Genomic DNA, 15,596 nt, shown 5'->3' with positions numbered 1-15,596 from the left:
ACCCATGTCCCAACTACCCCACCTGTTAAAACCTGGAAATCGTGTAGGCATCATCTCGCCCGCATCACATCCCACGTCCGATCAATGGAAAGCAGGACTTCAAGTTTTATCCGATTGGGGACTAGAAATTGTATTGGGAGATCATTATTTAGCCGAGCACTTTGGGTTAGGCGGAACAGATGAGCAACGCCGCTCGGACCTGCAACAAATGCTCGACGACCCGAGCATCGCAGCGATTTTTCCACTACGCGGAGGATATGGCGTCAGCCGACTCCTCGACGGGTTGGATTTTACGAAATTTCGCAAGAACCCCAAATGGATCGTTGGCTTCTCCGATATCACCGCACTTCTTTGCCACATTGACACCTTTTCCATTGCCAGCATACATGGACCCATGCCCAATAATTTCTGCCAAAAAGGTGGAGAAGCGGCATTGGCCAATTTACATACCCTACTTTTTGAAGGTCTTACCCACGTTCATACCACGAGTCACGCATTAAATAAACATGGCGTTGCGGAAGCAAGTATCATAGGTGGCAACCTGTCATTACTCACCCACTTGATTGGAAGTAACAGTTTCCCTAATCCCAAAGGGAAGATTCTTTTCATTGAAGAAGTAGGCGAACGCCTGTATCATGTAGACCGACTATTACTCCAACTCAAGCGAGCGGGATATTTGGCCGACCTAGCCGGATTGATCATTGGCGGATTTACCGATTGCAAAGAAGCTAGTTTAACCATAGGCTTAGGTGTCGAAGACATGATCCTCGAGCATACGGCAGACTATCACTATCCAATAGCTTTTGATTTCCCAGCTGGACACATTCCCAACAACCAGGCCATTACAATAGGTAAAAAAATCAAGTTCTTGGTAAATGCAGAAATTGTCCAAGTAACTGATTAGAAACCTTCGATTATCTGCGAGCACACACGTAGATTTAATAAAAAAAGATGCTCGCAAAAACTTACGGCATGTCCGTTATTGGCATTTCCGCCGCACTAATCACCATTGAAACGAATGTAGGACGCGGCAGCAAATGCTTTCTCGTAGGCCTGCCAGATTCCACCATCAAAGAATCAATCCTTCGTGTCGAATCAGCCATCAAACACATGGGCTGCTTTTTCCCCAGACGCAAAGTGATCATTAATTTGGCCCCCGCAAACATTCGGAAAGAAGGCTCTGCCTATGACTTGCCCATCGCTTTATCGCTGATGCATGCCTCCGAGCAAGTGGATATGCAAGCATTAGCTAATTTTGTCATTATGGGAGAGCTTGCGCTGGATGGCGTACTTAGGCCAATCAAGGGTGCTTTAGCCATGGGAATTGAAGCGAAAAAACAAGGCTTCACTAAAATAATTTTGCCGCTAGCCAATGCGACGGAAGCCGCTTTAATTGAAGGAATGGAGGTTTTTGGCATGGAAACCTTACGAGAAACCGTCCTGTTCCTACGCGGAAAAACCAGTCACATTCCTTTTCCCACGACTAAAACGAATACGTATACCTATGACAACAGTCTGGATTTCGCCCATGTCCATGGCCAAAAAGTAGCCAAAAGAGCATTCGAGATCGCCGCGGCAGGTGGGCATAACCTGATCCTCATCGGCCCACCAGGAGCCGGGAAAACAATGTTGGCCAAACACATACCGAGCATCTTGCCTCCACTCAGTTTAGAAGAAGCCATGGAAACCACCATCATTCACTCTGTCGCAGGAAAAATTGCGCAAAATTCACAATTGATTTCAAAGCGCCCATTTCGAGCCCCACACCATAGTATATCTGCTACTGCGCTAATCGGTGGTGGCTCCAGTCCGCAACCGGGAGAAATTTCATTGGCACACAACGGTGTCCTATTCCTCGATGAATTGCCTGAATTTTCACGTCATGCCTTAGAAGTCATGCGCCAGCCACTTGAGGACCATCTCGTACTGATATCTCGGGCCAAATCAGCCATCGAATTTCCGGCAAACTTTATGCTCATCGCCAGCATGAACCCCTGTCCCTGCGGCTATTTCAACCATCCTACTAAAGACTGTACCTGTGGCGAAGAAATGGTCAAGCGCTACTTGAATAAAATTTCGGGGCCACTCCTCGATCGCATCGACTTACATATAGAAGTAAGTCCGGTCGCCTTTGAAGACATCCGATCACCTGAAATAGCCGAAGCCAGCGAGGACATTCGTATACGCGTGATTAATGCACGAAAATTACAGCAACTGCGGTTTATCCAGAGTCCCAAAGTCCATGCCAATGCAGGGATGACGGGCCTCCAAGTCCGTCAATATTGTCAGCTCAACCCAGAGGTAGAACAACTTTTGCAACAAGCCATGCGTCGATTAAAACTTTCAGCACGCGCCTATGAACGCATACTCAAAGTAGCCCGAACCATTGCAGATTTAGCGGACCAACCAGAAATAAATACCCGTCACATGGCTGAGGCCATCACGTATCGAAATTTAGATAGAGAAAATTGGGCAGGATAATGTATTTTTGAGAAAAATATTAAAGATGACTCGAACGCTTCCAATCATTGGTTTTTTATGCACACTCGCACTTTCAAGTTTTGGACAAAATCCATCCTTCAAAACGTGGGAAGCCCCCGAAGCTATTTTTCAGCGGGCAGCCAAAGAAAAAAAACCGATTTTACTCGAAGCATTTCTGCCTACTTGTTCCCATTGTTTTGCCTACGACAAAACCTTGCGGAGCCCGGTCATCAAAAATTACCTAGATAAAAACTTCCTTGCCTATCAATTAGATCTTTCTAAACGAGAAAATGGTCTCTTCTTACGCAAGAATAAAATCTACATTCCTTCCACCCCATCTTTTATCATCCTCTCGCCCGAGGGCAAAATCTGGCATATAGAAATTATGGGCGAAGAATTGAATTCAGTACCCGGGATTCTTAAGACACTACAGCTCGCCACAGATCCTAAAGAACGCGATGCAGCGAAATTAGCGCGTTACCAAGCAGGTGATCGCCAACCAGACTTATTACTTTCCACTGCTTTCTATACGCGCGTCACGATGGATACGACACAAAATATAGCCATTGTCAACGACTATGCGAAATCAGAAGCGACGGAAAACTACGGATCCGAATTGAACTTTCTTTTGATTCAAAAAGCAATGCTTGATTCAGACAATCCAATTTTTAGTTATTTCATCAAAAATCTTCCTGCCTATTATGCCAAATACGACACGGCCATGGTCAAGCAAATGGCTGAAAATGTATTGATGTCGAGTATTTTTTCTAGTCGAGCACGCACCTATAGTCCAGCACGTATTCAGTCCATCAAAAATGATTTGACACTACTTGGGATTCCTGCTAAACAAATTGCGATGCGATTTATTGTCCTAGAGGTCCTTATTGACCTAGATCAAGCGAAGACAATGCAAGCAATTGAGCGCATCAATCAGTTTTACGAAGGGAAACCAATTCCAGAAAAAGAGAAAGCATTTTGGTGTAAGCAACTAACCCGAAAAGGAGATGCCACAAGTCCTTGTCCCTTACCTTAATTCATTTTGCAATTTTCCTGTAAATGCATTAATTTCATTGACAAATTTGTAACCTCTGTGCTCCTTGTATGAAAAAAGTTTTACTCCTACTTATTTGTAGTTCCATTGGAATCTTGGCAACGAGTTCCATTCCCTTAGGTGGAGAAGAATCATTGGAGTCTGTCTTCAAGCGCATCAAAGAAGAGGTTGATCAAAATTCTAAAGCCTATGTCACCTTGGGCGATGCCTGTAAGAAAATTGGCCACCGGTTAACAGGTAGTGCCAACGGCAAAAAAGCAGAAGAATTTGCTTACCAACTATTCAAAAGCTACGGATTTCGCGATACCAAATATGAAGGATTTCAAGTTGAAGCTTGGGCGCGCGATACCGTTACCTTATCCGTTGCTCCTCCCAAATCAGATGACTTTAGAGACATTAAAGTAGTTGCCTTAGCACTTACACCAGTAGAAGCAAACGTAACAGGAACAATCATCGACTGCGGCAATGGATTAGATGCAGATTTTGCCGCCAAAAAAGACCTCGTAAAGGGCAAAGTGGTGCTAGCGAACATCGGCTTATTAGACGCCCCTGCCGGCACAAGAAATCTACATCGTTCCGAGAAAACAGCCTTAGCTATTCAATATGGTGCCATCGGTGTCATCTTTGTCAACACCGTCAAAGGGGAAGTTTTACTAACAGGAACGGCATCCGTAACAGGTAATTTAATTTCCATACCGGCTGTTTGTATTTCACTTGAAAGCGGCACTGAATTACGCAAATGGCTCGTGGAGCAGCCAGGCTTATTGAGCATGATTGAGATGCATAATGTGAGCCAACCGATCAAAGCGCGCAATGTAGTAGCTACCTTAAAAGGTGAAAGCAGAAAACTTCGCCATGAAAAAATCATCATCGGCGGCCATTTAGATTCTTGGGATCTAGCCACGGGAGCCATTGATAATGGAATTGGTTCATTTTCTGTCATAGACATCGCCCGTACATTTAAAGCCCTAGGTTTGACAAGCAAGCGTACCATTGAGTTTGTGGCGTTTATGGGCGAAGAAGAGGGCTTGCTAGGCTCTAAAGCTTACATTGAACGCGCAAAACGCACAGGGGAAATTGACGATATTGTCTATATGATCAATTTAGACATGGTGAATAACGTTTATGGATTTAATGCAGGCGGACGTGATGAAATGCTTCCTATCCTGAAGGAAATCGGGGATAAAATCAAATCCATCGATGCGAAATTTGGCAATGAAATTCACAATTCAGCCGGACTACATTCAGATCATCAAGCATTTCTAATGGAAGGTATTCCCGCAGCTGACCCCTTGGGGAAATTAACCAAATCCGTGTTAGATTGTTACCATGCCAATTGCGATTCATTCGATTTAGTAAATAAATCAGAAATGGAAAACAATGTAAAGTATACAGCCATGTTACTGTATGCGTTGGGTAACGCGCCCACCATCCCTGCCAAAAAGCTCGACTTCTATTCCACACGCGACTTTTTCATTAAGCAAAACTTGCGCCGAGAGTTGGAATTAGGCAATGAATGGCGTTGGGGGAATAACTAAAAAAACGTATTTTTACACTTTATTGACCTATTGTTGCCTACATGAATACTTCGAACCCCTCTTTTTTTGATCACGACATGGAAATGATTCCGGAAAATTCTTTTAAATCTATCATCAAAGTTATCGGTATCGGTGGTGGCGGCTCAAATGCCGTGAAGCACATGAAAGAGATGGATATCAAAGGCGCCGACTTAGTTATTTGCAACACAGATTCGCAAGCATTAGCGTCAAACCCGGTGCAAACGAAGATTAAGTTGGGCCAACAAGGTTTAGGTGCTGGTACGGATCCGGAAGTAGGCCGACAAGCCGCTTTGGAATCTCGCGAAAAAATCCAACAAGTCTTATCGAATGATACGCAAATGGTGTTTATCACCGCGGGTATGGGTGGAGGAACAGGAACAGGAGCCGCACCGGTCATTGCAGAAATCGCACGTGAGCGTAATTTGTTAACCGTTGCTGTAGTCACTGCACCCTACAAGTGGGAAGGAAGAGATAAAATCCACTTCGCTATGGCGGGCGTGGATAAATTAAAAAGTTTTTGCGACACGGTCATCGTTGTCATGAACGATAAATTAGCCGAACACTACGAAAATTTACCTATGTCCGATGCTTTCTCGAAAGCAGACGATGTCCTGGCAAAAGCCGTTAAATCGGTCGTGGACGTAATCTCAAAACCAGGTGATATCAATACTGACTTTATGGATGTAAAGAAAGTATTGACAAACGCCGGAAAAGCCATGATGAGTTCGTCCTATGGTGAAGGCGAGAATCGCGCTGCGGATGCTATTGAAGAAGCATTGAAATCTCCTTTATTAAATTCTCAAGAAATTAAGGGCGCGAAGCGCATCTTAGTAACGGTATCTACGTGCAGCAAGCGTCCATTATTGATGAAGGAACAAAACACCATTATCAATTACTTGAATGATCGCATCTATGCCCAAGCGGATATGGTGAAGTTTGGTTATTCGACCGACAATGATCTAAATGAAAGCTTATATCTAACGGTAATTGCCGCAGGTTTTGAGCATGAAGAAGATGGCTTCAACGACTATTTCAAAGGAAATAAATCCAAGCCTTACACGCAAGGAGAGTTTGAAGCACAAGAATTAATACCAGGGAACCCAATTACACTTGAAGCTGAAAATTTATCAGAGGAAGAGCGCTTTGATCAAATGGTCTCGCAATATGTCAATGGGGGAATTTCAGAAATGGAATTTAACGTCCCTACCTTCAAGCGTAATCATTCAGAATTAATTTCATTAGAAACAATCCGCCAAGAGGATTGGGTCGTAACTGATTTATTCGAAAACTAATTCAAGCGTATTTGATGAATAGCCTGGCGAATGATTTCTTCACTTGCCAGCGCTACCTCAAATTCTGAAATCGCGGCAACACCACCCATGGAAATGCCGGGTCTGCGGTATTCCATCATCGAATTACGAACTGTTCGTGCGCTTAAATGTATCGCATCAACCCCTATTTGCTTGAAAAAGGTGCAGTTTTGAGGGTTGACCCCACTGCCAGCCATGATTTGAATGCGGCCATCGGCACGTTCAACCATCTCCGCTAAAGCTTCGATTCCATCCATGGCCTTGTCTTTTTGGCCTGAACTTAAAATCCGAACAAAGCCTAAATCGATGAGCCCTTCCATGACCTCTAATGGATCTCTAGAAACATCTATGGCCCGATGGCAGGTAAGGGAGACGCCATTAGCCACCCGTATGATATCTTTCAAAAAATCAATATCTAGATCCCCGTTTGGCAGCAGAGCTCCCACAACTAATCCATGTACGCCCGCAGCCACTAAATCAGCCGCCTCCGCTAACATCGTTTGCTTCTCCGTGGCATCATAACAGAAATCACCACCTCGCGGTCGCAACATCGCATGCACTTGAATGTTGGTATCCGCTAACACCCGCTTAACCAAACCGGTGGAAGGCGTCGTCCCTCCGTCATGTGGGCCAGCACATAGTTCGACGCGATCGGCTCCTGCGCGATCAGCTGCCAAACAAGAAAAGAGGGAATAGGCGCAAACTTCAACGGCGATTTCTTGATTATTTTTCATAAAAAGAGGCGAATAAACGCCGAAAATGAGACTTTTTGATATTTATTCAAAATTTAAAAAATAAATCTTTTATAAATATATTTTTATTTTACTTTTGCACACAGATCAATTTGAAATACTAAAATTACAAATCATATGTATTGGACACTAGAACTTGCCTCCTATTTAGAAGATGCGCCTTGGCCAGCCTCTAAAGATGAATTAATTGACTTCGCGATCCGCACAGGATCACCTTTGGAAGTTGTTGAAAACTTACAAGAATTAGAAGACGATGGACAACCCTTCGAAAGCATTGAAGAAATTTGGCCAGACTATCCAACAAAAGATGACTTCTTTTTCAACGAAGACGAATATTAATTAAGAGGCGAAAGCCTCTTTTTTGTTGGCCTTAATCTCCTCTGCCAACCGTGCATTACGCAAACCGATTCCCCAGCGGCGCATGAGTACATCTTCCCAACAAGTCGCCATTTCATGTGTTTTTAGGTAATCCAGCTCACCAGCCACATAAGGCAATTCAGGGTGAATACGCGTTAAATCACGCGTTAATAAGGTAAATGCCTGTGAACCATAGGTAGCCCATAAATGGGTTTGAATATCGGTCGGCAAGTGAGCCGCCTCCACTAAATAACGAGACTTTTCATTTTCGTATCCCCCCACAAGTGTGTGATCTTGTGTGCGACAAACGCTGGGAGACTTGTGCAAAACTTCTCGTTCCAACTCATTTAGTGTGTCGGCAGCCATGACACGGTAAGTGGTCCATTTACCACCCATGATACTCACCAACTTACTTCGGCCGTCTATTTCAACCTCGTGATCGCGCACTAAAGATTTGGTATCGGTCGACAAAGCACTGTCTAATGCAGCCTGCAATAATGGCCTTTGACCTACGAAAGTCGCATGCACATCTTTTTGGGTTGCTTTTTTCGTCGCATACCGATTAAAATAGTCTAACAAATAATCAACCTCTGCCGGTAGAATTTCAGGTGATTCGGACAGTGAATCGGGGTCGTCTGTGGTACCTACCAACACATATTCGCGCCATGGAATGACAAAGATTACGCGGCCATCATCCGTTTTAGGGATTAACAAAGCCGTGGCACCTGGCCAAAAATCTGCAGACAAAACGATGTGCGCACCGCGACTCACTTTCATCCGAGGCTTTAATTTCGGATTAGCCAATGCCCGAACATGATCTGTAAATGGCCCTGTCGCATTGACGACGGCTTTAATGGGGATTTGATAGGTTTGACCTGATAGAAGATCAGTCCAGCAAACCTCTTTAATTTTTAAACTCTTGGGGGAATGAACAAACGAATTCAATGTGGCATAATTCAATATGCATGCACCCGCAGCCTCTGCGGCTTGTAAGATGGCAAGCGCATACCGCGCGTCATTGAATTGCCCATCATAGTATAAAACACCGCCACGCACATGATGCATTTCTAAACTCGGACATAGATCTCGCATTTGGCGCTGACTTAATCCCCGACTAGGCTCTAAATTTGTGCGTCCTGCAATCAAATCATATACCCACATGCCAATGCGGTAATAAACACGATCAAACCACGTGTAACATGGCGTCAATAAAGCTAAGGGGTGTGCCAAAAATGGAGCATTTTGCAATAAAACCTTGCGCTCATGTAACGCTTTATAGACCATTTTAAATTGCTGCCAATCTAATTTCTTAACAGCCTGCTCGAGGTATCGCACGCCTCCGTGGACCAATTTGGTGGACTTGGACGAAGTTTGAGTAGCAAAATCTCCCTTTTCGATGAGCAAAACACGATATCCACGCAATGTCGCATCTAAGGCAACCCCAGCACCACTGGCACCACCACCAATGATACATAGATCAAATGGTGCCTCTAGTTTCTGTAATTGATCTGGGCGATTGAATGCCATAGCATGGATTATTTACTTCTAAACAAATGATTTAGCCACATTTACTCACAATTTGGAAAATAAAAAGCAAAAGATTCCACGAACATTGATATAAATGGCGGAGAATTTATAATTTTGCAGTCCTTAAAAAAGAATTAATTAGTCGTATGGCAAAGAAAGAAACAAACGAATCGATTGAAATAATTGAAAGCCCAGAAGCTCTTCAACAAGAGTTAACGAAGGTGACCGGTTTTTTTGAAAATAATAAATCCTCTGTAATTCTAGCAGGCATTGTGGTAATCGGTGCGATTGTTGGCTATTTCGGTATGACTTGGTATCAAAACAATCAAGCGACTGAAGGAGAAAAGAAATTATACAAAGCAGTTTATGCATTTGAGTCAGATTCATTAGCTGCCGCAGCAAAAGACTTAGCTAAAGTTTCAGATGAGTTTGGTGGAAACGCACAAAATTTAGCTGATTTATATTTAGGTATCACCTTGATCAAACAAGGTAAATACGACCAAGCGATCGAAAAATTAAAGGGTTTTAATAGTAGTGACCTATTGGTTCAAGCCCGCGCACTTTCACTCGTTGGCGATGCTTACTCAGAGAAAAAATCGTACGCTGACGCCATTGAGTATTATCAAAAAGCAGCTGAGTACAAGCCAAACAAATTTTTCTCGCCGATGTATTTGTTAAAGTTAGCAAACGCATACGAAGCAAATAAGCAGGCAAAAGAAGCATTAGCTACCTATACGGAAATCACGGAAAAATATCCGCAATCATCCGAATCAATCCCAGCTAAAAAATATAAGGCGCTTTTAGAAAGCTCTATCTCCGAATAAAAAACACATTAGATAATGAAATGAAGGGATAAGAGCTTACGCTTTTATCCTTTCTTTTTTTAAGCCCAACGCATGTCCTCAGCATTAAAAAATTTAAGCGATTTTTCAACGGCCAATCTGCCAGATGTCAGCCAAAAACGGTTTGCCATCATCGTATCGGAATGGAACACCGAAGTGACAGGCGCGCTGTATACGGGAGCCTTTGATACCTTGGTTAAACATGGTGTTCAAGAAAATCATATCGTTAGCGCACAGGTGCCAGGAAGTTTTGAACTAAGCCTGGGTGCCCAGAAATTCGCACAACGTGAAGATATTGATGCGGTGATCTGCCTAGGCTGTGTGATACAAGGTGAAACCCGCCATTTTGATTTTATTTGCCAGGCCGTTGCAGATGGCATTACAAACGTGAGCTTAAAATACAATAAACCGGTTATTTTTGGCGTATTAACACCAAACACCCAAGAACAAGCGATGGATCGTGCCGGCGGAAAACATGGAAATAAAGGGGATGAAGCGGCGATTACAGCCATAAAAATGTTAGCACTAAATTAAGACTATATGATGATGCAAGTTTGGAAGTTTGGCGGTACATCCGTAGGGAAGCCAGAAAGAATGCAATCGATTCGTCAACTGATCACAGCGGACGGGAAGCCGAAAATTGTGGTTTTATCTGCTCTATCGGGATCAACGAATGCATTGCTATCCATTTCAGAATCTTTGATTGCTCAAAATCAAGCGGACGCAAAAGCGAAAGCTGGCGAATTGCGCGCTCACTATGACGCATTTTTAACCGAATTATACCACACACCAGCTGGCTTAGGTAAAGGTCAAACGATCGTTGAAAAGGAATTCAATTTCATCGATAGCCTAATCGCGACGGTACCTTATACAGTTAAACAAGAGAAAGAGATGGTGGCCTTGGGCGAATTGTTGTCCACCCAAATTTTCGAAGCTTATTTACAAGAAGAGGGCGTCAATTCAACCTTATTGCCTGCGTTAGATTTCATGGTGATCGACGAAGATAATGAACCGATCATGGCTGACATCGAACATAAATTAGCCGCAACCATTGCCCCCGTAAAAGACAAGCAAATCTTCATTACGCAAGGATTTATTTGCCGTAACCCATCTGGAGAGGTAGATAATTTAAAACGTGGAGGTTCGGATTATACCGCATCGTTAATCGGCGGAGCGATTCAAGCAGAAGAAATTCAAATTTGGACGGATATCGATGGTATGCACAACAACGATCCACGTATCGTGAAAAATACATTCCCGATTCGTGAATTGTCATTTGCTGAAGCAGCTGAACTTGCGTACTTCGGTGCGAAAATTTTACACCCAAGTACGATTACTCCGGCGAAAATTAAAGGGGTTCCGGTACGGTTGAAAAATACGATGGAGCCAAGTGCATTTGGTACATTGATTTCAGAAAAGTCAACAGACATCGAAATCAAAGCCATTGCTGCGAAAGACAATATTACCGCGATTTACATTCATTCGACCCGGATGTTAAATGCCTACGGTTTCTTGAAACGCGTTTTCGAAATTTTCGAAAAATACAAGACGCCAGTTGACATGATCACCACATCCGAAGTTTCCGTATCTGTCACCATTGACCAAACCGCGAACCTTGACGCCATCATGCGCGAATTGCGTGAGTTTGCCGAGTTAGAAGATCCGGATAATGACCAAGTCATTATTTGTATTGTGGGTAATTTCTGGGCCGACAAAGAGGGTATTGCCATCAAGGTGTTGGATGCAATTAAAAACATCCCAATTCGTATGATTTCATATGGTGCTTCCGAGCATAATATCTCACTTTTAGTGGATGCCAAACATAAAAATGATGCCTTAAACGCATTAAACAAAGGACTTTTCTAAACGAACGCCATGCTAACGATTCCATTTATCCGGACAAACACGGAACTCACCATTGCGGGGTTAACGAAAAAGCATGTGAAAGATGCCGCTGAAACTGTGGCACAACTCATTGCGATGGATGATAAACGGAAAGCTTTACTCCAACAAGCCGAACAGGCGCTCGAAAAATCCAATGCCGCCGCAAAGGAAATCGGCGCACTCATGCAATCGGGACAAAAAGAATTAGCTGAAGGCAAACGGGCAGAAACTGCAGCCTTGAAAGGCGAAATCAAAGTAATGGAAGAGGCTGCACGCGTTGCCGAAAAGGAATTGACTGATTTGTTAGTCACACTTCCCAATCTGCCACACAGCTCTGTTCCAGAAGGAAAAGTAGCCGAAGACAATGAAGTGGTATTAAACTGGGGCACCATCCCTACCCTACATGCTGCTGCTAAGCCGCATTGGGACCTGATCAAAGACTACGACATCATCGACTTTGATCTTGGAAACAAAATTACGGGAGCGGGATTTCCTGTATATAAAGGAAAAGGGGCTCGTTTACAGCGTGCGTTAATCAACTTCTTTTTAGACGAAGCGATTAAAGCAGGCTATTACGAAATTCAACCACCCATCTTGATCAACGAAGACTCAGGTTTTGGTACGGGACAATTGCCTGATAAAGAAGGCCAAATGTATGTAACGCAGGCGGAAGGATTGTATTTAATCCCAACAGCTGAAGTGCCGATCACCAACCTGTACCGGGATGTGATTGTCAACGAAAAAGAATTACCCATCAAAAACGTAGGCCATACACCATGTTTCCGCCGCGAGGCAGGATCTTGGGGAGCCCATGTGCGAGGTTTAAACCGCCTGCACCAATTCGACAAAATCGAAATTGTTCAGATTCAAAAGCCTGAAAATTCATACGCTGCCTTAGAAGAAATGTCCTTGCACGTTCAAAGCCTATTACAAAAACTAGAATTACCATACCGCGTGTTACGCCTTTGCGGTGGCGATATGAGCTTTACTGCAGCACTAACGTATGATATGGAAGTTTGGTCAGCGGCACAAGGGCGGTGGTTAGAAGTAAGTTCCGTTTCCAATTTTGAAACCTATCAGGCAAACCGCTTGAAGTTGCGAACAAAAATTGATGGAAAATCAATCCTGTGCCATACGTTAAATGGATCTGCCTTAGCATTACCAAGAATTGTGGCAGCTATTTTAGAGAATAATCAAACGCCAGACGGAGTTAAGATACCGGACGTTTTGGTGCCATATACAGGCTATACCCACATTAGCTAATCCCTTCAATACTCAATCGAAAACCCTCGCCGTGCAAATTCACTAATTGTACGCGAGGGTCTTCTTTTAGCATTTTGCGCAATTTGGTCATATACACATCCATGCTCCGCGCATTGAAATAGGTATCATCTCCCCAGATTAATTTCAAGGCATACGACCTACTGACAGGTCGGCCTAAATTCTCACACAACAATTTCATCAAATCATTTTCCTTAGGCGTAAACTTTTGCTCAACACCCGCACGAATCAACTTCATTTTTTGCGGCCAATAGACAAATTCACCTAAGCTTATCTCCTCTGCCAAACTTGGAATTACCTTATCTGTTTTCGTTCTTCTCAGCACCGCTTCCATCCGTGCTACCAGAACATCCATGGAAAATGGTTTGGTTAAATAATCATCCGCACCAGCTTTGAAACCCTGAAGTGTATCTTCCTCCATGGCTTTGGCGGTCAAGAAAATAATGGGAACATCGAGGTGAGTAGCGCGAATGTCTTTGGCTAACGAAAACCCGTCTTTCTTAGGCATCATCACGTCCAATACACATAAATCGAATGAGCCTTTCACAAAGCAATCCAAAGCTTCGTCTCCATTTTGTGCCCAGGTAACCCCGTAACCTTTCTTTTTCAAGAATTCGGCCAAAAGTAATCCCAAGTTGGGATCATCTTCTGCTAATAAAATTTCAGTTGTTTGTGCCATATGGTATAGTTATTTCAAACGTACTACCTACGCCTAATTTACTGCTCACTTGTACGCTTCCTCCATGTGCCTCCACAATTTTCTTCACATAACTTAAGCCCAACCCGAAACCCTTCACATTGTGCACATTACCGGTAGGCACGCGATAAAAAGGCTCAAAAACGGCCGCAAGCACGTCTTTTTGCATGCCCATTCCTTGATCACGCACCTGAATATGCAAACCTTGATGATCAGCGCGCGTTTGAATGACAACTTGTGGTGCTTCCGGACTGTATTTAATGGCATTGTCCAACAGGTTGTTTAGCACATTGCTGATATGCACCTCATCGACCATCACTTGGCTTTGCTCGGCATCTAAATGCAAAATTAAAGAACCTGCATGCGTTTGTAGGAGTGGTGCATTCATGTCGGCCACTTGCTGAATTAAAGCGTGTACATCCACCAACTTTTTCTTTAGTACGATTTCTTCGCGCTCCATTTGAGCCGTTTGCAATACGCGCTCGACTTGTTGGCCTAAGCGAATATTCTCATCCTTAATGATCCCTAAATATCTTAAGATAGATTCACTTTTCGCGGCTTGAGGCTCCTCTTGAATCAATTGGGTTGCTAATGAAATAGTAGAAATAGGCGTTTTGAATTCATGCGTCATATTGTTGATGAAGTCATTTTTAATTTCGGCCAATTTCTTTTGCTTGATAATGGTCATCATCGCCATGTAAAAACACCCAATCATGATGAGCAGCAAGACACCTGAACCCATTAGATTCAAGCCCATGGTCTGCCAAATAAATCCGTTGGTGTCCGCAAAATTGATATGTAAAAATTGCCCTGAAGCACGTAAATCATTCGGAAATAAAGCAGCGGCAAATTGTGTTTTTTGCTTTTTAATACTGGCATTGGAGGCATAAATCCAGTCGGCAGCCTTCTTTGGATTTGCTGGCCCGATGCCAAAATCATAACTTAATTGAATGTTCTTGGCCGCCAATTCTTTACGTACCAAGCTATCGATAAACTGTGGTTCGACACGCTCCGTAATGGGTCTTTCTTTGAACAGATAATCTGCGAAAACTTCTTTGGCTAATGCGGTTTTTTGAATCACCTTGTCCACATCTTTTTTAGCGAATGAATCAACTGGATTTGAGGGCTTTTTAGGAGCTTGGGGTTTCACAGAAACAATCATTTTTCTGTTTTTAAACCTCTTTTTAATGTTATTCAAGCGCTTCTGAAGTCTAGGCGCGAATAGTTCGGAAAGTTGATGATCCTCTTGCATGCGCCTTTGGATTTCCAGTTCGGGGTCAACGTCCACACGATATTCCTCCGTTATCTCTGCAATTTGACCATTGGGTAATAAAAATGACTTTCGAACATACATGATATCGGAACGAACCTCATTTTGCATTGCACCTCTTGGGCTCCGAGAGATACCTTCGGGGCCAACAAACGCTACTTCGGGATGCACATCTTCTGTTAGCGCTTCCTGCTTGGGCTTGATGACCGGTTTAGGTTTGGCGGCTAGTTTGGCAGAAAGTTCTTTCAATTTCTGCTGCTGGCTTTCAAAAGTCTTATGCCGCTGAGCGAGCATGACTAATTCCTGTTTTTCCAACTTTCGAACGACTTGTGCTAACCCGTCCTGCACATCAGATGCGAATTGTTCTTTTTTTGTTTCGAGCATAAACCCAAGCCAATAGGCCTGAAAAGCAATCAAGCCCACTAACGCGAGTGTCATGAAGCCGATAATCCACCTGATTTTTGATTGGGTCATGGGTAATAAAATTACAAAGCACAAATTTATCAAAATGCACCGAGCAAAAAAGTGGCCTTAACACATCTTAACAAACAACATTGCCAGCCATTTTGTAAGTTTGCTCCGCAT

Annotated in this window: 14 protein-coding genes; 10 read left to right on the top strand and 4 right to left on the bottom strand. The window is 43.4% G+C overall.

The genetic code is table 11. The features are described from left to right. The first annotated feature begins 4 nt into the window (after positions 1–4). From U0R10_RS00245 to ftsZ, 5 genes are all read left to right on the top strand, one after another. Positions 5–904 (top strand): S66 peptidase family protein, encoded by a 900-nt coding sequence (locus U0R10_RS00245; protein WP_377981668.1) that lies wholly within the window; start codon positions 5–7, stop codon positions 902–904. A 47-nt stretch (positions 905–951) separates the two neighbouring features. Next, complete coding sequence (locus U0R10_RS00240; RefSeq protein ID WP_377981667.1) at positions 952–2,481, top strand: YifB family Mg chelatase-like AAA ATPase; 1,530 nt, start codon at positions 952–954, stop codon at positions 2,479–2,481. 25 nt (positions 2,482–2,506) lie between these two features. After that, a complete protein-coding gene (locus U0R10_RS00235) occupies positions 2,507–3,514 on the top strand; it encodes a thioredoxin family protein (protein WP_377981666.1) in 1,008 nt (335 codons plus the stop codon). A gap of 68 nt (positions 3,515–3,582) precedes the next feature. Beyond that, on the top strand, positions 3,583–5,070 hold the full coding sequence (locus tag U0R10_RS00230; protein ID WP_377981665.1) for a M20/M25/M40 family metallo-hydrolase: 1,488 nt from the start codon (positions 3,583–3,585) through the stop codon (positions 5,068–5,070). A gap of 41 nt (positions 5,071–5,111) precedes the next feature. Then, positions 5,112–6,383, top strand: coding sequence for a cell division protein FtsZ (gene ftsZ / locus U0R10_RS00225; protein ID WP_377981664.1), 1,272 nt, complete (start codon positions 5,112–5,114; stop codon positions 6,381–6,383). Here the strand turns inward: ftsZ and U0R10_RS00220 are convergent. After that, positions 6,380–7,135, bottom strand: a complete 756-nt coding sequence (locus U0R10_RS00220; protein WP_377981663.1) for a copper homeostasis protein CutC — start codon at positions 7,133–7,135, stop codon at positions 6,380–6,382. The genes ftsZ and U0R10_RS00220 overlap by 4 nt on opposite strands. Before the next feature lie 135 nt (positions 7,136–7,270). On the opposite strand from U0R10_RS00220, the gene U0R10_RS00215 reads away from it, so the two are divergent. Next, positions 7,271–7,492, top strand: a complete 222-nt coding sequence (locus U0R10_RS00215; RefSeq protein WP_130895915.1) for a DUF2795 domain-containing protein — start codon at positions 7,271–7,273, stop codon at positions 7,490–7,492. Here U0R10_RS00215 and U0R10_RS00210 read toward each other — a convergent pair whose 3' ends face one another. After that, entirely contained in the window at positions 7,493–9,037 is a 1,545-nt protein-coding gene (locus U0R10_RS00210; RefSeq protein ID WP_377981662.1) for a glycerol-3-phosphate dehydrogenase/oxidase, read from the bottom strand. Between the two features lie 146 nt (positions 9,038–9,183). Between U0R10_RS00210 and U0R10_RS00205 the strand changes: the two genes are divergently transcribed. From U0R10_RS00205 to serS, 4 genes are all read left to right on the top strand, one after another. Continuing rightward, complete coding sequence (locus U0R10_RS00205; RefSeq protein WP_377981661.1) at positions 9,184–9,861, top strand: tetratricopeptide repeat protein; 678 nt, start codon at positions 9,184–9,186, stop codon at positions 9,859–9,861. Between the two features lie 72 nt (positions 9,862–9,933). After that, on the top strand, positions 9,934–10,413 hold the full coding sequence (gene ribH, locus U0R10_RS00200; RefSeq protein ID WP_377981660.1) for a 6,7-dimethyl-8-ribityllumazine synthase: 480 nt from the start codon (positions 9,934–9,936) through the stop codon (positions 10,411–10,413). A gap of 12 nt (positions 10,414–10,425) precedes the next feature. Further along, the gene (locus U0R10_RS00195; protein WP_377982999.1) at positions 10,426–11,745 is read left to right on the top strand and encodes an aspartate kinase; all 1,320 of its coding nucleotides are present in this window, start codon (positions 10,426–10,428) and stop codon (positions 11,743–11,745) included. Between the two features lie 9 nt (positions 11,746–11,754). After that, positions 11,755–13,026 (top strand): serine--tRNA ligase, encoded by a 1,272-nt coding sequence (serS, locus tag U0R10_RS00190; RefSeq protein ID WP_377981659.1) that lies wholly within the window; start codon positions 11,755–11,757, stop codon positions 13,024–13,026. On the opposite strand, the gene U0R10_RS00185 is transcribed toward serS, so the two are convergent. Next, complete coding sequence (locus U0R10_RS00185; RefSeq protein ID WP_377981658.1) at positions 13,019–13,723, bottom strand: response regulator transcription factor; 705 nt, start codon at positions 13,721–13,723, stop codon at positions 13,019–13,021. The genes serS and U0R10_RS00185 overlap by 8 nt on opposite strands. Next, complete coding sequence (locus tag U0R10_RS00180) at positions 13,707–15,485, bottom strand: sensor histidine kinase (RefSeq protein ID WP_377981657.1); 1,779 nt, start codon at positions 15,483–15,485, stop codon at positions 13,707–13,709. The genes U0R10_RS00185 and U0R10_RS00180 overlap by 17 nt, the downstream gene beginning before the upstream one ends. Positions 15,486–15,596 lie beyond the last annotated feature (111 nt).

The sequence above is a fragment of the Aquirufa avitistagni genome, from assembly GCF_042715545.1.
Classification (GTDB): domain Bacteria; phylum Bacteroidota; class Bacteroidia; order Cytophagales; family Spirosomataceae; genus Aquirufa; species Aquirufa avitistagni.
Note: the sequence above shows the minus strand (reverse complement) of the source record. Positions and strands in the feature narration are given on the sequence as shown.